General features: G+C 46.8%; 16 protein-coding genes. 14 read left to right on the forward strand and 2 right to left on the reverse strand.

Annotated features, from left to right (window positions below; all coding sequences use genetic code 11):
- Window positions 1–206: 206 nt before the first annotated feature.
- The 3 genes from BM299_RS14850 to BM299_RS14860 are packed head-to-tail and all read left to right on the forward strand — an operon-like array spanning window position 207 to window position 3,869.
- Complete coding sequence (locus tag BM299_RS14850; protein WP_092486063.1) at window positions 207–1,793, forward strand: ATP-binding protein; 1,587 nt, start codon at window positions 207–209, stop codon at window positions 1,791–1,793.
- Entirely contained in the window at window positions 1,780–2,394 is a 615-nt protein-coding gene (locus BM299_RS14855) for a response regulator transcription factor (protein WP_092486066.1), read from the forward strand. Before BM299_RS14850 ends, BM299_RS14855 begins: the two co-directional genes overlap by 14 nt.
- A 29-nt stretch (window positions 2,395–2,423) precedes the next feature.
- Entirely contained in the window at window positions 2,424–3,869 is a 1,446-nt protein-coding gene (locus BM299_RS14860; protein WP_092486069.1) for a transcriptional regulator, read from the forward strand.
- Window positions 3,870–4,019: 150 nt separating this feature from the next.
- Here BM299_RS14860 and BM299_RS14865 read toward each other — a convergent pair whose 3' ends face one another.
- The gene (locus BM299_RS14865) at window positions 4,020–5,132 is read right to left on the reverse strand and encodes a YeiH family protein (RefSeq protein WP_092486072.1); all 1,113 of its coding nucleotides are present in this window, start codon (window positions 5,130–5,132) and stop codon (window positions 4,020–4,022) included.
- A 312-nt stretch (window positions 5,133–5,444) separates the two neighbouring features.
- Between BM299_RS14865 and htpG the strand changes: the two genes are divergently transcribed.
- From htpG to BM299_RS14900, 7 genes are all read left to right on the forward strand, one after another.
- A complete protein-coding gene (htpG, locus tag BM299_RS14870; RefSeq protein WP_092486075.1) occupies window positions 5,445–7,316 on the forward strand; it encodes a molecular chaperone HtpG in 1,872 nt (623 codons plus the stop codon).
- A gap of 149 nt (window positions 7,317–7,465) precedes the next feature.
- Window positions 7,466–8,140, forward strand: a complete 675-nt coding sequence (gene uppS, locus BM299_RS14875) for a polyprenyl diphosphate synthase (RefSeq protein ID WP_092486078.1) — start codon at window positions 7,466–7,468, stop codon at window positions 8,138–8,140.
- A gap of 137 nt (window positions 8,141–8,277) precedes the next feature.
- Complete coding sequence (locus tag BM299_RS14880; protein ID WP_092486081.1) at window positions 8,278–9,522, forward strand: BaiN/RdsA family NAD(P)/FAD-dependent oxidoreductase; 1,245 nt, start codon at window positions 8,278–8,280, stop codon at window positions 9,520–9,522.
- A 446-nt stretch (window positions 9,523–9,968) separates the two neighbouring features.
- On the forward strand, window positions 9,969–10,883 hold the full coding sequence (locus BM299_RS14885) for a phosphate ABC transporter substrate-binding protein (RefSeq protein ID WP_092486160.1): 915 nt from the start codon (window positions 9,969–9,971) through the stop codon (window positions 10,881–10,883).
- 153 nt (window positions 10,884–11,036) lie between these two features.
- Window positions 11,037–11,930, forward strand: a complete 894-nt coding sequence (gene pstC, locus BM299_RS14890; RefSeq protein WP_092486084.1) for a phosphate ABC transporter permease subunit PstC — start codon at window positions 11,037–11,039, stop codon at window positions 11,928–11,930.
- Window positions 11,927–12,811: a phosphate ABC transporter permease PstA gene (gene pstA, locus BM299_RS14895; protein ID WP_092486087.1), complete on the forward strand. Its 885-nt coding sequence runs from the start codon at window positions 11,927–11,929 to the stop codon at window positions 12,809–12,811. Before pstC ends, pstA begins: the two co-directional genes overlap by 4 nt.
- 43 nt (window positions 12,812–12,854) lie before the next feature.
- Window positions 12,855–13,361: a hypothetical protein gene (locus tag BM299_RS14900; protein ID WP_092486090.1), complete on the forward strand. Its 507-nt coding sequence runs from the start codon at window positions 12,855–12,857 to the stop codon at window positions 13,359–13,361.
- A 179-nt stretch (window positions 13,362–13,540) separates the two neighbouring features.
- On the opposite strand, the gene BM299_RS14905 is transcribed toward BM299_RS14900, so the two are convergent.
- Window positions 13,541–14,260: a response regulator transcription factor gene (locus BM299_RS14905; protein WP_092486093.1), complete on the reverse strand. Its 720-nt coding sequence runs from the start codon at window positions 14,258–14,260 to the stop codon at window positions 13,541–13,543.
- 394 nt (window positions 14,261–14,654) lie between these two features.
- On the opposite strand from BM299_RS14905, the gene BM299_RS14910 reads away from it, so the two are divergent.
- The 4 genes from BM299_RS14910 (at window position 14,655) to BM299_RS14925 (ending at window position 17,745) form a co-directional block, all read left to right on the forward strand.
- Entirely contained in the window at window positions 14,655–16,115 is a 1,461-nt protein-coding gene (locus BM299_RS14910; protein ID WP_245779804.1) for an alkaline phosphatase, read from the forward strand.
- A gap of 69 nt (window positions 16,116–16,184) precedes the next feature.
- Entirely contained in the window at window positions 16,185–16,451 is a 267-nt protein-coding gene (locus tag BM299_RS14915) for a zinc ribbon domain-containing protein (RefSeq protein ID WP_092486095.1), read from the forward strand.
- A 26-nt stretch (window positions 16,452–16,477) separates the two neighbouring features.
- Window positions 16,478–16,792 carry a carboxymuconolactone decarboxylase family protein gene (locus BM299_RS14920; protein ID WP_092486098.1) on the forward strand — a complete coding sequence of 105 codons (315 nt, stop codon included), beginning with the start codon at window positions 16,478–16,480 and terminating at the stop codon, window positions 16,790–16,792.
- 671 nt (window positions 16,793–17,463) lie between these two features.
- On the forward strand, window positions 17,464–17,745 hold the full coding sequence (locus tag BM299_RS14925) for an alpha/beta-type small acid-soluble spore protein (protein WP_425429494.1): 282 nt from the start codon (window positions 17,464–17,466) through the stop codon (window positions 17,743–17,745).
- The last annotated feature ends 52 nt before the right edge of the window (window positions 17,746–17,797 follow it).

The raw sequence follows: 17,797 nt of genomic DNA on the forward strand, positions 1-17,797 counted from the left end.
CCTAATAGTTTGTATAATGAAAATATACATCATTTATTTGTTTAATCAATCTAAAACGGGCAAGGTGAATCTTTTGGATGCTGTTTATGAAGCCGGTTGATCAGGGATGTGAACACTTTGGTTCATTTTTTTGAGTTTTTTCTTGCACGGAGGGAAATATATCGAAAAAATAGAACTGTTTAATGTAATGGAAAAGGGTGAGGAAAATGTCCAGGTCAAATGTACTTAATTGGATACTTGCCTTGATTATTCTTTTGTTGCTGGTTCCTTTGTTGCTGTTATACAATACACAAATATCCCCGCAAAAAGTCCAGGACATTTCCACTAACTTTGATTTATTGAAGGAGCACCAGCAATTATCCCTGAACCTGGGGCATCTAGTATTTAATGCCAGGGGATATGTAATATACAAAGATGACCGGTATCTGGATAAATTTAACGAATACGGACTCCGGGTAATTAAACAAGAGTTGGACTTGTATAACCGGGCCGGTTCAGACCGGCAAAAAAAAGAATTAAAAGAGTTAATTGATTTAACCCGGGAATACACCTCTCTTATGCGTCAAGATAACATTGATGGATTATACCGTGAACAATATGAGCCCTTGGCCATCGATCTGCAACAAATCGCAAGCAGGTTATTAATGGAACGACAAGCAGACATAAAACGCAATACTTTAAATGCCATGGCTTTGGAAAACAGCACCGGAGCCGCGGCAGCTTTTCTAATTTTACTTTCGCTGGCGCTGGTTATCACCGGTTTTCTTAAAATAGTCTTTCCTATGCTGGTTAATCACGACCGGATGGCAGGCCTTTTTGACCATATTCATGATGCGGTGCTCGTTATAGATCACCGGGGCGTAATTACCAAAGCCGGCAAGGCGTCCGCTAAACTTTTGGACATACCTGCTTCAGGGGTTACCGGGCGGTTGCTTAACGAGGTAACAGTGCAATACCCGCCTTTGCAAAATATAACCAAACCCCTGTTTAGCGTCTTACTAAAAGGGAAGGCCTTGTCAAATAAACAGGCAGTTATTACCGGTCGCGGGAAGAGGACCTTTGTGAATGTTGATTACTATCCTTTATATTACGGAGAAAAATTAACAGGAGCAGCAATGGTCGCGCACCCGGTGGAGATGCAAAAAAACAAGCGTCACTTATTTGAAACCATTGAGGCTGAACGTAAAAAAATTTCCATAGAAATACATGACTGGATCGGCAGAAGTATGTCCCCGATAATACACTCGCTGGATTTTATATTAAGGGCCCATGCTGAAAAGATACCAGCAGATGTCCATGACGACCTGGTTAAGCTACGTAACCATTGCCAAACTGCTGCTATGGATATGCGCGGAATTATGAATGATATCCACCCGTATTTAATAGATAAGGTGGGGTTGATACCGGCATTGGAGTCTTATGTGGCAAATTTTGAACAGCTGCATGGTATTAATGTTTATATGTTTTACCAAAGCAGGGACCTTAACATTAGAAAAGTGGCACAAATTATTATTTATAGAATTATTCAGGAAGCACTGAGCAACGTGGTTAAACACAGCGATGCCAGTGAAGTGGATATTTATTTTAAAAGTGACACAGACGCTTTAAGGGTAGAAATAATGGATAACGGTCATGCGCCGGGAGAAGTTGCTGCGGGAAAAGGTTTATGGGGGATGAAGGAACGAGCCAACTTAATTGGGGGCGACCTGGTTTTTAGCAATACGGAATCCGGTTTTTCCCTGACCTTGACCGTACCGCTGGTGTTGGAGGGAAAGCAAAATGGCGAAAATTAATATTATGCTGGTGGAAGATCACAATATTGTACGGGAAGGTCTTAAAAGGTTGATTGATATGGAAGAAGGTATGACGGTGGTGGCCGAGGCGGGATCTTGCCGGGAAGCGCTGGCTAACCTGCGCGAAGACGTGAATATAGTGCTGTTGGATATAAAACTGCCCGACGGAGACGGCTTGGAACTATGCGACATTGTAAAGAAGAAAGTTCCCGGCATAAAATTTATTGCGCTTACCACCTATGACGATGCTTTATTTATCAGGAAGGCCCTGGAATCAGGTGTGCAGGGATTTATCCCCAAATACGCTTCCTTTGATGAAATTAAGTCGGCTATTACTATCACCCTCAGGGACGGCAAATACCTGTATCCGGGATTGGGTTTGGAAGTGCTTATGAATCTTTCGGAACCGGGGCTTTCGGAATCGGAAATTAATATTCTGCAAATGATTGCCAACGGTGAAACGCAAAAAAAAATTGCGGCTGAATTATTTATCAGTATTTCTACTTTAAGACGAAGGATTAAAGGAATATGTACCAAGTTGGGTGTGGATACAATTGAAGAGGCCCTGGCCTCCGCTGTAAAAAAGGGATTAATTGAATAAAAGGATGGTAGGCCAAGGGAGGCTTTATAATGGACGGATTGCCAGGTAAGAAAAAAATACTGGGTTATTTCGCTATATTATTTTTTTTAACGCTGATAACTCTTTTTTTTGCCCTGGAATTTCGCTACTTAAAAAGAATCATGGATGAAAATGAGGCCAATATTCAACAAATTGTGCAGGGAGAGGTAAATTCTTACCTGGAAGAACTACAGTTCCAAACGGAAAGTGCAGCCGGACACATAATAAAGCAACAAGCATTGTCAAGCCCGGATATATTAACAAATATTGCGCAACAAGACCCCAGGATTACGGCCATATATTTGTTGGACGGTCGTGGTAATGTTTTAAAATCCACAGGCGGTAAAAAAGATTTGGTGCTGCATCAGGCGGCGCTGCGGAACGTGCGTGAAGCTTACCCGTATATTTACGGTATTCATGATAACGAACAGGTTGACGAGCTCGGTGTGGCGGTACCGTTGACAGGTTATGAAGGCCCTTTAACTTTTATGGTAGTAACCTATGATATTAATGATTATAAAAATAAAATAATCCTAAATTATAACACTGATAAATTTAAAGTTGCCTTAATTGATTCCGGTGGCCACCCGGCGGTCTGGCCTTTTGCACAAGAAAGCTTTGAACGTTTTGTTTCGGACCGGAAGAGTTTTAAGGCTCAGAATGCGCAATATGCGGTAAGTAGGATTGACCTGGAGAACACCAACCTGCAGGCTTATTTTTTTAGTAAATACAATTATTTTGATGCCTACCGCATAATTACTATCATGTTACTTCTGTTTGCGCTTTATTTTTTAATATACCAGTTTATATTAGAGTTGCTAAATATTAATAATATCAATGCTTACTTCGAAAATATAGATTTTAATATTTTTAACAATTTAAAGGAAGGCATTATCATTGCTAATAAATTTAACAAAATAGTTTATACCAACCACGTGGTGCATGAAATTTTCCACGAAAAAGAAATTGTTTTTAAGAAGACGGAACTGAAGGATCTAATTGGCCCGCTGGACGACCCGGACACCAGGGTGACACTTAAAAAAGCCAACCAACTGCTGGAAATTATAAGTTCACCAATTTTTAAAAACGGCAAACTGCTGGGGTCGCTGGTGGTTATAGGATTCAGTCACGAAAAGGAAAAATTATGTGGCAATGCGCTGGGCAAGATTGTTGAGATGTTGCCGGACGGGGTAGTTTTTGTCGATAAGGACAATAAAATAGTTACCTTTAATATGATGGCCAGGTATTATCTCGGCAATATACAAACCGAAAAAAATATCGATGAAGTGAACGCTGAACTGGCCACCCTGATAGAAAACAATATCGGTTCCTCTTCACCGTCCAGGGCCGCGTTGTCTTACGGCGGCATATTGTGCGAACTAATACCGGTTTATGATACCAGCGGCTTTTATAGCGGTATGGTTCTTTTCTTGAAAGACAGGGCCGGGTCAGAATAGCAACAACACCAGAATCAGTATAAGGGCTGATATGGCCAGGGCGGCATAATCTTCCAGCAACTCCGAAGTAAAGAAAATATTAAGCTTGTCATGATCGTTCTGGTCGGTCATGTTATAATACCTCCTGCTTCACAAAATTGTTATTTGTTATTAAGGTTTTTCTGAAATAAACAGCAGCACAACGATAAGGGCGCCGAGGGCCTTGACTGTCGCGGCCAGGGTACCCACCAAAAGCGGTTTGCCGCCGGCCTTGCGTAATTCATCAAATGATATTTGCATGCCCAGGCCGGCCAGTCCAATGGCAAAAAACCAGTTGTACAGGTTGCGGATAAATCTCAGTTCGGGCGATGGGGGTGAGGTATCGCCTAGCAGGCCGAAGGACGTCATAATCACTACTACGATAAAACCAATAATAAAAAAGGGAAATTTACTCCAAAAGCCGGTGTGGATGCTATAGTCATCATCTTCAGTAAGCCGGCTGTTATAAACTGCCAGTGCCAGCACCACAAACGGCAGAAACAAGATTCGGGTCAAATTAAAAATTTCGCCGGTTTTTAAGCTGACCGAGGCTTGCTCGGCGGTACCGTGGTCAAAGGCCAGTGCAGCCGCCAGAACCTGTCCGGAATTCAAAATGCCGGTGCCGGCCCACACTCCGAACTGGTGAGGGCTCAAGCCCAACAGGGAACCAATACCGGGAAAGGCGAACAAAAAAATCAAGCCTACGGAAAGGATAGTGGCTATGGAGTAAGCCACGTCGGAAATTCTGGCCCGCACCGCCGGCGCGGTGGCAATGATGGCTGAAACTCCGCATACGGCCGTGCCGGCGGCCAGTACCGATGTCGAAGCCGGCGAAAGACCGACCCTTTGGCCCATGTAAAGGGTTAAAATCAGTGTCAGGGTCATAAAAACGGAAATAATCAAAAATGCTTTAATGCCCAGGTTGGCCAGATCCATGATACTGTAGAGGGAACCAAGCAGAATGACTCCTATTTTAATAAAAAGCCGGGATGTCCTGATACCGCTCATGAGTATGCCGGGGATGCCGATTACGTTTCTGAGCAGCATCCCCGTTAAAATAGAGATAAGCACATAATTGAGGTGTAGCGCATCTATTAAAATTTTATTGGTTACGGGGTGGGCAGCAAACAGCGCTTCCAGTCCCGGCCATTGTGGAAAACCCAGGTCCGCGCCGCCCCTGGCCAGGACGGCAACAGCCACCATGGCAATAATGCCCGGAATAATTTGCAAAACCAATAAACACATCCCCAATCCGCTTTCATGGTACTGTTATTTTACCTTATATAACAGGTATGTACACAAGTACTTTTAGTATAAAATTAAAAGAAACAGGGAGATAATTCATTGTTAAAGGAAATATTGACAACTTTTGCATGATAAACACTCTTGCTCCGCACAGGGTGAATTATGTACTATCTGTTTAGATTAGCACTCATCGAAAGGGAGTGCTAACAGCATAAATGATTTTTATCAATTATCATTACGGGGAACGCCGGTTCACCCTGTGTTATTACTCATGCTTGAACTATAAATAATAAAATGGGAGGTTATGCTAACATGGTAGCTGAAGCGGTGGCCAAACAGCGGGAGACGCGGGAATTTCAGGCCGAGGTAAGACAAATGCTGGATATAGTCATCAATTCCTTATATACCGACCGGGAAATTTTCCTGCGGGAATTGGTATCCAATTCCGCCGATGCCCTGGAGAAATTTAGATATAGGAGCATAACAGATAAGGATATAATCGACGCGGACCTACCGCTGGAAATAACCATTGAGGTAAATGATAAGGAAAAGATGCTGACTATCAGTGATACCGGTATCGGCATGACCCGTGAAGAATTGGTGGAAAACCTCGGAACCATCGCCCATTCCGGCTCACGGGCTTTTTTAAGACACCTGGGGGAAGCGGGCAAGCATGATGTCAACCTGATCGGCCAGTTCGGGGTGGGCTTTTATTCCGCTTTTATGGTGGCCAAACGGGTGCGGGTGCTGACGCGCTCTTATAAACCCGGAGCTGAAGGTTGTGAGTGGGTGTCGGACGGGGTGGGCAGTTACTCCATCGGCCCGGCGGAAGGGTTGCAGCGGGGCACCAAAATTGTTTTGGAGCTAAAGGACAACGCCGGGGAATTTGCTTCTACAGATAATGTCAAGCGGATTATCAAGCGTTATTCAAACTTTGTGCCCTTTCCCATCATACTGAACGGGGAAAAGGTGAATACCATCCAGGCTATCTGGACGCGTAACAAAAATGAAATCAAGGACGAGGAATACACTGAATTTTATAAGTTTATCGCCAATGCATACGACGAGCCGCTGTACCGTTTACATTTCTCCGCCGATGCGCCCCTGGCCATCAACGCCCTACTCTTCGTGCCGCAGGAAAACTTTGAACGCTTCGGATTCGGCAAAATGGAACCCGGCGTATCACTGTACTGCCGCAAGGTGATGCTGCAGCAAAACGCCGAGGGGCTGTTGCCCGAATGGCTGCGGTTTGTCAAGGGCGTGGTGGACAGTGAAGACCTGCCCATTAACATTTCACGCGAAACCATGCAGGACAGCGCTTTGGTGGCTAAATTACGTAAAGTTATAACCGGTAGATTCATTAAATTCCTGGGTGAGCAGGCCAAGTCCGACCCCGATAAGTACGCTCAATTTTGGAAGAAGTTTGGCATTTTCTTAAAGGAAGGGGCGGCAGCGGATTACACTTACAACAAGGATATTGCGCCTCTTTTGCGCTTTGAGTCGTCCAAATCCGAGCCGGGTAAACTTGTTTCCCTGGACGATTATACCGGTCGCATGCAAGACGGGCAAAAAAATATCTATTATATCAACGGCCCAAACCGCGAATTTATTGAGGCGGGGCCTTACCTGGAGGCTTTTAAATTACGAGACATTGAAGTGTTGTACACCCATGAGCCGGTAGATGATTTTGTGTTGAGTAACCTGGCTGAATACCAGGGAAAAAAACTGGTTTCCGCCGACCAGGCCGAGTTGGACCTGCCGGAACCGTCCGAAGATGAGAAACAACGGGAAGAAGGCATGGATTCCCTGGAACTGCGCAACCTGACGGCCTGGATGAAACAAACCCTGGGCGACCGGGTGAACGAAGTGCGGGAGTCCAAACGCCTGGTGGAAAGCCCGGCGCTGTTGATAAACCTGGACGGCGCCATGACCAGCAGCATGCAGCGGGTCATGCAGATGCTAAATAAAGATGTGGGTAATATTGGAGGTAAGGCGCTGGAAATAAACCCACGGCACAAAGTGATTAAGGGGTTGGCTGCCTTGCGCGAAAAAGATGAGGAGTTTGCCAAACTGGCCTTGGAACAGGTTTATGACAACGCAGTTATCGCCGCCGGACTGGTAGTTGATTCCCGAAATATGGTGGACCGCATGTATCGTATTCTGGAACGCGCCCTAACGGAGTAGCAGGGAAGCCAAAAAATAATTTTGCCGTTCGGCGGGCGAGTTTTTATACAATAAGTTCAAATTGTTTTATTTTTATGAACCATGCTATAAACCCGGTTGAAATTGGGTATTTTAGAATTGTATATACCTGACGGCAATGGGGGATTTATATGACTCACCCAAAGTTTAAAAGGTTGCCCAAACATATCGGGGTCATACCGGACGGCAATAGGAGGTGGGCGGTGGGGCAAGGACTGCCCAAGCAGGACGGATACCGGCGGGGGCTGGAGCCCGGCATGATGCTGTATGAGTTATGTCTTGAACTGGGGATTCCGGAACTTACTTTTTACGGGTTCACCCAGGACAATACAAAGCGCCCGGCGGTGCAGACCAGGGCTTTTCAAAAGGCCTGCGTGGATGCCGTGCGTATGCTGGCCAACCGTGACGCCGCCCTGCTGGTGATCGGCGATTATGACTCGCCCCTTTTTCCCCGCGAATTATTAGAGTTTAAAGAAAGAAAGACCTTCGGCCGGGGGTTGATCAAAATTAATTTTTTGGTTAACTACGGGTGGAAATGGGATTTGAACCATTTAATGCGGGATAGTTTGATGGCCGGCAAAGGCGGTAGTCGCAACGTTATCCAATACATTGCTTCACGTGATATATCTCGTGTGGATTTGATTATCCGCTGGGGTGGCCGCCGGAGGTTAAGCGGTTTTTTGCCGGTACAGTCAATTTATTCAGACTTTTACGTGTTGGATGACCTGTGGCCCGATTTTAAAAAGGAACATTTTTACGAGGCTATGCAATGGTATGAAAACCAGGACGTTACTCTGGGAGGATAACCGGGGCGTCTGCAGCCAAAAAAATGGTACTGCAGCGCCTTTTTTATTTTACAATTGTTTTACCCGACGCCGCGTTAATTTTTAACCGGGAGTTTGGCTGATAATAGGTTATAAATTCAATTTGCGGGGGTTTTCTTATGAAGTACGACCTTATTGTGGTGGGTGGCGGCCCGGCGGGTATGCTGGGCGCCGCAACGGCAGGGGTTAATGGCCTTAAAGTTATTTTGCTGGAGAAAAATAACAAGTTGGGTAGAAAACTGCTCATAACCGGCGGGGGAAGGTGCAATGTCACCAATTACTGTGGTTTCGACGATTTTCAAAGCAACATTGTTACCAACGGCAAGTTTTTATACAGTTCCCTGAGCGCGTTTAACAATTACCGGTTGATTGAACTGCTGCATGCCCTGGGAGTGCAAACCAGGGTTGAGGAAGGAAATCGGGTGTTTCCCGTTTCAGGTAAATCCGGTGATGTTGTGCAGGCGCTGTCAAAATACCTGCAAGCAAACAAGGTGGAGATAAAGTTGAACACCGAGGTGAAACAGATACTGGTCCGGGATGGCCGGGTTTGCGGGGTGCTGTTACGGGACAACAGCCGGGTACCGGGCCGCGGGGTGCTTATCGCCACCGGGGGGATGTCCTACCGGCAGACTGGCTCCACCGGAGACGGCTACCGGATGGCCCGGGCGCTGGGGCACTCCATAGTTGAGCCCCGCCCGGCCCTGGTGCCCCTGGAAATAGCTGAGCAATGGGTTAAGGAATTGCAAGGGGTGGCGCTGAAGAACGTTAAAGTGCAGGTGCTGGTAAAAAACCGGGTGTGGGTTGAACGGCTCGGGGAACTACTGTTTACGCATTTCGGGGTATCGGGGCCGGTTATCCTATCCATCAGTAGTTTCCTTAATATTAAAGGAGCCGCTAATGAAGTTACACTAAATATAGATTTAGAACCCGCTTTGTCCAAAGAACAGATCAACCATCGCCTGCTGGAGGACTTTAAATTACGTTCCGGTAAACACCTAAAAAACGTCCTGGATGACTGGTTGCCCAGGAAAATGCTTCCGGTAATTTTACGCCTGTCAGGAGTGGACATGCACAAACAGGTGGATCAGGTTACCAGGGCGGAGCGGGAGCGGCTGGCGCAAACGCTGAAAAATGTCGGGTTGACCGTCAAGGGGACCCGCCCGCTAAACGAAGCCATAGTCACCGGTGGTGGCGTCAATACCAGGGAAATCAACCCTTCCACGCTGGAATCCAAAATTGTCAAGGGGCTTTATTTTGCCGGGGAAGTGCTGGACGTGGATGCCCTGACCGGGGGCTATAACTTGCAAATAGCCTTTTCCACCGGGTACCTGAGCGGTTTGAGCGCCGCCCGTGAGCCAAGTTGAATTTGCATTATTTTTACTGACCATATATATGACAAGGTATAACTTTCCTAAAGTATAAAAAATTCCCCGGCCTCTGCCGGGGATAACTCTATATGTTCAGAGTCAGAAGGAAGTGGTTTGAAGCCAATTGTAACATAACACTGTGATGTTAAAACAAAAGGAAGTTGTGATTAATTTATAATTAAATCTACGGTTTATATTTAAACCGGTTGCTCAACCGGTCTTGCCGTCGGCATTATTACTGAGGCAAATGTTGTTAAAGCTATGTGTGATTTTACGTTATTTTTACTAACACGTAACAAATACATAATTTATATTTAAACTTGGGGTGTTACAGTTACCATATCCAAAAAAATAAAAGGGGGAGGCAAGGGCTACGGGAGACTTTTTTAAAGTTGGTTTTATCGCGGGTAAGTAATTTTAAAACAAAGGAAGGGAGAAAAAGTATGAAATCCAAGCTGTTTTTGGTATTGCTGCTTATCGGCGTCCTAATGGGGGCGGTTGTCGGTTGCGGCGGTCAATCCGACCAGAAGGAAGAAGGCCATGAACAAACTCAACAGGAACAAACCGGCGGTTCCAAGGGTTCCATTACCGCGGTAGGTTCTTCGGCCCTCCAGCCCCTGGTGGAAGAAGCGGCCAACCAGTTTATGGCTAAGAACCCCGAAGCGCAAATCGTAGTGCAGGGCGGCGGCAGCGGCACCGGCTTGAGCCAGGTTGCCCAGGGCGCCAGCGATATCGGTAACTCCGACGTGTTTGCCGAAGAAAAACTGACCCCCGAAGAAGCCAAGGGGCTCGTTGACCATCAAGTATGTGTTGTGGGCATGGCTGCGGTTGTACACCCCGACATTACTGTGGATAACGTTACCAAGCAACAGCTGATTGACATTTTTACCGGTAAGATCACCAACTGGAAAGAAATTGGCGGTCCCGATGTTAAAGTTACCCTGGTCAACCGTCCCAAGAGTTCCGGCACCCGCGCCACCTTTAAGGCTTTTGCCCTGGACGGCGCTGAAGAAGCCAGCGGTATTGAACAGGATTCCTCCGGCACCGTGCGCAAGATTATCAACGAGACTCCCGGCGCCATCGGCTACCTGGCCTTTTCTTACCTTGACGGCAGCGTAAAAGCGCTGAAACTGGACGGCGTGGAGCCTGCAGCAGAAAATATCTACACCGGCGATTACCCGATATGGGCTTACGAACACATGTACACCAGGGGTGAACCCACCGGCCTGGCCAAGGATTTCCTGGATTACATGATGTCAGACGAAGTGCAAAAGACTCTGGTTCCGGAGCTGGGTTATCTGCCCGCCACTGAAATGAAAGTTAAACGGGACGCTGAGGGCAATGTTTCCCAGAAGTAATCAAGCTGCAATCATGTTTTAAAGCATGGCGTGGGGTTTGCCGGCAAAAGGGTATCCCCTCGCCTGCTGTTATGTTACAAATAATTTTAAAACAGATAGAGAATTTGCTTTCAGGAAGATGGGGAGAAGTCTTTTTAAAGGAGCAATGGTTGAATGTTAAAAAAAAGATACTTCTATGACCGGCTGGGTTCGGCTTTGACCCTCTTTTGCGCCAGCCTGGTGATTGTTCTTACGGTATCAATTATTTATTTCATCAGTTCCAAAGGCATAGCAACTTTTATATCTGACGGAGTTAGCCTGCGGGAATTCCTGTTCAGTACCCAATGGTGGCCCGACCGTCCCCGGGCAGAAGGTGGGCCGCAGTTGGGTGCACTGTCAATGATTATAGGTTCGGTGCTTGTTTCCTTATTTGCGGTGGGGATTAGCGCCCCCCTTGGTATAGTAGTGGCGGTTTTCCTGGTGGAAATCGCGCCCGGTTGGGGGCAGCGAGTGCTGCAGCCGGCAGTTGAACTCCTGGCCGGCATTCCTTCTGTTGTATACGGTTATATCGGCCTTAGTTTGCTGGTACCTTTTATTAGGGATAATATCGGCGGCGGGGGTTTTAGCCTGTTGGCCGGATTTTTGGTTTTATCGGTAATGATTCTGCCTACTATTATCAGCGTTTCGGCGGACAGCATAAAAGCACTGCATATTGAGTGGAAGCATGCATCCTTGGCCCTGGGGGCCACTCGTTGGCAGACTATTCGCATGGTTTTAGTTCCCGCGGCGCGTTCCGGCCTGATTACCGCGGTAGTGTTGGGATTGGCCCGGGCCTTTGGGGAGGCTTTGGCCGTGCAAATGGTAATCGGTAACACGCGTCAGATTCCAACATCAATTCTTGACCCCATGATGACACTAACCAGCGCCATCACCATGGACATGGGAGCCACAATCGCGGGTACTCCCTGGAACAACGCCCTGTGGTCCATGGGTCTGATCTTGTTGCTGATGTCTTTGTTCTTTATCATGCTGATCAGGGTGGTTGTTAGGAGGGGGGTCGCTCAGTGAACAATATAACCAAAGACCGCTTGGCTACAGCGATGTTCTGGTTGGGGGCCGGGTTGGTGTTGTTGATTTTGGGTACACTGATCGCTTATATTTTTTATCACGGCATAAAGTCCATTGACTGGAAATTCATTACTTCACCGCCGCAATCAATCAGGGCCGGCGGCGGAATAGGCCCGCAAATATTCAATTCCTTCTACATTCTTATTTTAACCATGAGTATATCTATTCCCATCGGCCTGCTGGGCGGAATATACCTGGCTGAATATGCCGGGCGTAGCAAAATGGCGGAGGGTATCCGCGTGGCTATTGAAACGCTAACATCGCTACCATCCATTGTAGTGGGATTGTTCGGTCTGCTGGTGTTCGTCAATATAACGGGTTGGGGTTATTCACTGATGTCTGGCGCATTGGCCCTGACGGTATTCAACCTGCCATTCCTGGTGCGGGTTTCCGAGGAATCCATCAACGGTGTTTCCCGGGAATTGGCCGCGGGAAGCCTGGCCCTGGGGGCCACCAAGTGGCAGACCATTTGGGCTGTTATTATACCCAGCGCTTTCCCCAGCTTGGTTACAGGAATCATCATTACATCGGGGCGCGTGTTCGGTGAAGCGGCGGCACTGTTGTATACCGCCGGTATGAGCAGCCCGGCGCTTGATTTCACCAACTGGAATATATTCAGCCCCAGTTCCCCGCTGAACCCATTCCGCCCGGCCGAAACGTTGGCCGTGCATATATGGAAGGTGAACTCAGAAGGGATAATTCCGGACGTGCGCAGGGTGGCAGACGGCTCAGCAGCAGTGCTGGTGATGGTGGTATTGGCTTTCAACTTCTGTGCCCGCTGGCTGGGCAGGCTCATATACCGTAGGCTGACGGCGGAATAATCTTTATATAACACCTCTGATCAGGATAGGGGAGTTGTTGCGCATGGAGGCTACTCCGACAGAAAACAAGCAAACAGAGCCGCTACTGGGGGTGAAGCACAAAAAACACAAGTGGAGCGATAGCCTTAGCTTTCAATCCAGGTTAATGATCGTTTTTGGTTTACTACTTGTTTTAGTGCTGACAATCCAGGGAACGGCCACCTATATAATATCCAGAAACCTGCTTTTAAATTATATCGATGAAATGATGCTCAACTCGGCGGAAGGTGTGGCCAAAGAAATCGACCTATACACTTCCGCGGTAAATAGCCGGGAGATAATGAGGAAAACAGTTTATTTAGTGCAAAACGAGCGGGCCGCTTTTGTTGCCAGGGGCACGCCGGTACAAATCGACATACTTGACAACCGGGGCGGGAAGGTATACACGACCGAGGAAGTCAATGGGACAAGCCATTTGCCCGACGCAGCGCGGAAAAAGATCCTGGGTACCCGGGAAGGCATTAACGAAGTAAAGAACCGTTTCAATTCGGGTGAATTAATCCAATCATAAAAAGCTTCCGTGGCCACGGAAAAACTGGCCGGGACGGCTGAATAAAGGGCGGGCGGTGATGGCGATGGAATTAACTGCCCGCCTGGTTTTATACATGATAACATTTGTAAAGAATAAAAATCCCCGGAATGAACAATCCGGGGATGAGCCAAGCCGGAATTATTTTTTTTAAGATATAACTACTTATCGCTGAACCGGTAACCAACCCCCCTGACGGTCTCTATATACTTGGGATTGGCGGGGTCCTTTTCAATTTTCTGCCTGAGATATCGGATATGTACGTCTACAGTTCTGGTCTCACGCACGCTGTCAAAGCCCCAAATTTTTTCAAGCAAGTTATCCCTGGTAAAAACCCGACCGGGGTTTCCGGCCAGTAATACTAAGATCTCAAATTCCTTGGGCGAGAGTTCTACTTTGTTATCTTCAAGATATACCTCGTATGACTCGGGCCTGATTCTCAAACTGCCGAACATGAGGTCCTTGCTATTGCTCTTTTCCTGTTCGCGCGGTGCCCGGGAACTTCTTTGCGCCATTCGTCTCAAGTGGGCCTTGATCCGGGCCAAAAGTTCTCTCGGGCTAAATGGTTTGGTAACATAATCATCCGCTCCTACTTCAAGCCCGACCACTTTATCGATCTCTTCGTCCTTGGCGCTTAAAATGATAATGGGAATGTTATAGGTTTCCGGGTTAAATCTTAACTGCCGGCAAACCTCAAGCCCGTCCTTGCCCGGCAGCATAATGTCCAGAATTATCAGATCGGGTTTTACATCCTGGGCCGTTTGCAGCGCGTCCAGACCGTTATCTGCAGTAACAACCGTATAACCCTCACGCTTCAGGTTGTATGAAATTAATTCAAGGATATTTTTTTCATCGTCAACCACAAGTATTTTATAACTCATGCCTGCACCTTCCGAATATAACTCTATGGTTAACTATAAAACAAAGTTGTTATGGTTTGATTTTGAACAATTTAAAACTATGTTAAGTTATTGTAAACAAAACAGCTGCCTTTTAGACCGGCAGCTTTTTGCTATACGGAGAAAGGAATTTCGTAATTTTTTTTAGATACGATCTCATCATATTTATTATAAATGTAATAAATGTAATCGGCAGCGTGAAAAACGAATCGGTGCCAATTCCTTTAAAATATATCACCGGGTGCGGCTATTGAATCAAGCGGTTAAATTTGTAGGTTAACTGATTTGTTACCGAAATTTAACAGCGGTATGGACCTGTTTTAACAACGCCCGGCTATAATAAAGGCACGTTGTAAATTAAAGAGGAGGTATGCAAGTGCTCAAACGGAATTTACTGTGTAAGATTGTAGGTATTGTTGTTTTATTGGCTTTCCTGGCATTCAACATTATGCCGGGGTTCGTGGCCGATAGCCCTTTGCAGCCACAAATTGCTGAAGCCGCAGCAGCACCCAAGTATGTATTCTATTTTATCGGTGACGGCCTGGGGGCTTCCCAAAGACAGGCCGCCGAATATTATCTGCAAATGAAAAAGGGCGATAAAAATGCCAAGCTGCTTATGAACAAATTGCCGGTGGCCGGTATCAACACAACGCACTCGGCGGACAGTCTGGTAACCGACTCGGCGGCGGCGGGCACTGCTTTGGCCGCCGGTCATAAAACAAACAACGGTGTAATCTCCATGCTGCCCGACGGAACAATTGTCAAAACCCTGATTGAAGCCGCTGAAGAAAAGGGGATGGCCACCGGCATAGCTACCACTACAAGGTTGACTCACGCCACTCCGGCGGTGTTTGCGGCTCATAATGAAAACAGAAATAATGAAAATGAAATCGCTGCGGACTTCCTGGACAGCGGTGTGGAGTTTTTTGCCGGTGGCGGGTACAGACATTTTGTTCCGCAAAACTGGCAATGGGGAAAATCTAAAAGGAAAGATGATCGGAACATATTTAATGAGTTTGGCAAGCAAGGTTATAAGGTATTCGTAGGTGAACGTAACGGGGCAAAACAGTTTAAGAATTATCATCCAAACAGCAAAGAGAAAGTAATAGCGTCTTTTACTTCCTCGCACATGCCTTATGAAATAGACAGAATCAACGCTAACAGTGCAATCCCCAGTTTGGCGGAGATAACTGCCAAGGGCATTGAAGTTTTATCCAAGTATCCAAACGGTTTCTTCATGATGGTTGAGGGCGGCAGGATCGACCACGCCTGCCACGCCAACGACGCGCCGGCCACCATCCACGATGTGCTGGCCTTTGACGCCGCCATCGCCAGGGCTTACGAATTTTACAAGCAGCATCCCAATGAAACATTGATTGTGGTTGTCGGCGACCATGAAACCGGCGGCATGGGTTTGGGTTTTGCTAAAAACTATTTCCTGAAACTCGATGAACTGGCGGACGTGAAAGTATCCGTGGATGACACCCTGGAAGGCAAATATACCGGGGACAGAAACGCTTATTACCGGTATCTTGAACAAAACCTCGGTTTGGATAATTTAACGGCTGAAGAAAAGGCGGAAATTGAAATGGCCATGGATATAGTGGACAGTAAAGTGGAAACCAAAGCATACGGCGGATACGATCCGGCGGCCATTGCCGCTACGCATGTGGTGTCCGAAAGGGCCAACCTGTACTGGACCACTTACGCGCACTCCGGTACGGCCATACCGATGTCCGCCATAGGGGTTGGAGCCGCCAACTTTGCCGGGTATAAAGATAATACGGAAATAGCCGGGGCTATGGCGCAGGTAATGGGTTTTGATTTAAGGGAGTAATAATTGGTTTAACACTGAATAGCCGGGAGCAATCCCGGCTATTCAATTAATAATTGAAGGTGATTGGTTATGTTTAATAATGTATGTCAAAGTTGCGGTATGCCGCTTACCGACGATAAGCTACTTGGTACGGAAAAGGGCGGCGCTGCAAGCAAGGACTATTGCGTTTATTGTTATGAGGACGGCCGGTTTAAACAGCCCGACCTGACCATGGAGGCCATGATTGAGATCTGCGTGCCCCACATGAAGGAGAGCGGGATGAAGGAAGAAGAGGCCAGAGCTATACTGAATGCTCACCTTCCCAAACTGAAGCGGTGGCAGTTTAGTAAAAAATAAACAGATATTAAGATGAGGTGATGGTCATGGAAATCAAGCATGTAAGTAATGCATTTCAAACCTTTTTAACTGAGGCTCCCGCTCATGCGCAAGCCTGGATGGAAGCGGTGAAAAAGCTGGACGCCGCCGGCGCCCTTGATAATAAAACCGGGGAAATAGCTTATATCGCGGTGCTGGCCGCCGTTGGGCTGGAAAGCGGCATCCCTTTTCACGTAAAGCACGCCAGGGAACTGGGAGCTACCCGGGAAGAAATCATCAGTGCTGTCCTGCTTGGGATGCCCGCGGTGGGCAACCGGGTTGTGCAGGTGCTGCCCGTTGCGTTAAAGGCTTTTGACGAATAAGTTAGGTATGTGTGACTAAAAGAGCGGGTGGCCTATCAAAGCTGCCCGCTCTTTTCTGTAGGTGAAACACCTTAATTTGATTATTGGTTTAGCATACCCTTGGCCCGAGATTTCGATACCCGCTTGGGGGTTCGGGTACTGGTATAGTGACCAATAGTATTACTGATAGGCCGGCATGATCAAGTCATTACAAGGTGGTTATGGGTAATCAACATAACCACCTTGGGCTTGCGGCGCTCCGGTTAAAAGGGAGTACCAGTTCCTGTATAGCTTGACGGGCAAGTTTTTCAAGAAATACTGGAAAGCAACCCCCGAATTACGTTGAAAATATTGGAATGGACTAATTTGCGGTTGAAAGAAACTGAAGAACTTCTGGAGAGAATAGCCTATGGGGATGCTAAGACCAGAATTTTATACCAGCTTTTAAAGTTATGTGATAATTTTGGCATTTACGAGCTGTTGCAATGCACTGTGCGTTCTTTTTAACACCGAATTTTAATATAGAGATAATTAATTTATTATTTTAATGGTAATTTACACCTGCATAAATATCGTAAAACAGAGAATACTATAATCAAATATTGGGCAACATAATTTTTTTATATTCCATGGGGGTGGAGATGGTGGAAGAAAAAAGTTTGGCGTTGTGGCACGACTCGTTTCCGGAACTCATGAAAACAACGGCGGCCACGGGTTTGGTGCCACGGGAATTGCAACAATATGTCGCTCCCGCCCTGGAGGAATTTAGAAATGAAACGGCGGCGGAATTGGGGATGCCGGACTATGCTTATATAGATAAGGGCGAATTGCCCAGCAGGCTGAACGGCAAGGTCGGCGGTGGAATGACGAAAAAAATGGTGGCCTTTGCCGAGGCCGTTTTAGCCTGGAATTATAAAAACAGGGTGCTATTAAATGATACTGAAATGAATCGGCCTGAGATGTTGACGGAGTGAATTATTCAAGCTTGTTAAAAAGGCATGGCCCGGTGGAAAACCGGCCATGTCT

It is taken from the genome of Desulfoscipio geothermicus DSM 3669, assembly GCF_900115975.1.
Taxonomy (GTDB): domain Bacteria; phylum Bacillota; class Desulfotomaculia; order Desulfotomaculales; family Desulfallaceae; genus Desulfoscipio; species Desulfoscipio geothermicus.

Coding starts and splice junctions, on each gene's coding strand:
- BM299_RS14850 (WP_092486063.1), top strand. CDS start 207: ATGTCCAGGTCAAATGTACTTAATTGGATACTTGCCTTGATTATTCTT.
- BM299_RS14855 (WP_092486066.1), top strand. CDS start 1,780: ATGGCGAAAATTAATATTATGCTGGTGGAAGATCACAATATTGTACGG.
- BM299_RS14860 (WP_092486069.1), top strand. CDS start 2,424: ATGGACGGATTGCCAGGTAAGAAAAAAATACTGGGTTATTTCGCTATA.
- BM299_RS14865 (WP_092486072.1), bottom strand. CDS start 5,132: ATGTGTTTATTGGTTTTGCAAATTATTCCGGGCATTATTGCCATGGTG.
- htpG (WP_092486075.1), top strand. CDS start 5,445: ATGGTAGCTGAAGCGGTGGCCAAACAGCGGGAGACGCGGGAATTTCAG.
- uppS (WP_092486078.1), top strand. CDS start 7,466: ATGACTCACCCAAAGTTTAAAAGGTTGCCCAAACATATCGGGGTCATA.
- BM299_RS14880 (WP_092486081.1), top strand. CDS start 8,278: ATGAAGTACGACCTTATTGTGGTGGGTGGCGGCCCGGCGGGTATGCTG.
- BM299_RS14885 (WP_092486160.1), top strand. CDS start 9,969: ATGAAATCCAAGCTGTTTTTGGTATTGCTGCTTATCGGCGTCCTAATG.
- pstC (WP_092486084.1), top strand. CDS start 11,037: ATGTTAAAAAAAAGATACTTCTATGACCGGCTGGGTTCGGCTTTGACC.
- BM299_RS14900 (WP_092486090.1), top strand. CDS start 12,855: ATGGAGGCTACTCCGACAGAAAACAAGCAAACAGAGCCGCTACTGGGG.
- BM299_RS14905 (WP_092486093.1), bottom strand. CDS start 14,260: ATGAGTTATAAAATACTTGTGGTTGACGATGAAAAAAATATCCTTGAA.
- BM299_RS14915 (WP_092486095.1), top strand. CDS start 16,185: ATGTTTAATAATGTATGTCAAAGTTGCGGTATGCCGCTTACCGACGAT.
- BM299_RS14920 (WP_092486098.1), top strand. CDS start 16,478: ATGGAAATCAAGCATGTAAGTAATGCATTTCAAACCTTTTTAACTGAG.
- BM299_RS14925 (WP_425429494.1), top strand. CDS start 17,464: ATGAAAACAACGGCGGCCACGGGTTTGGTGCCACGGGAATTGCAACAA.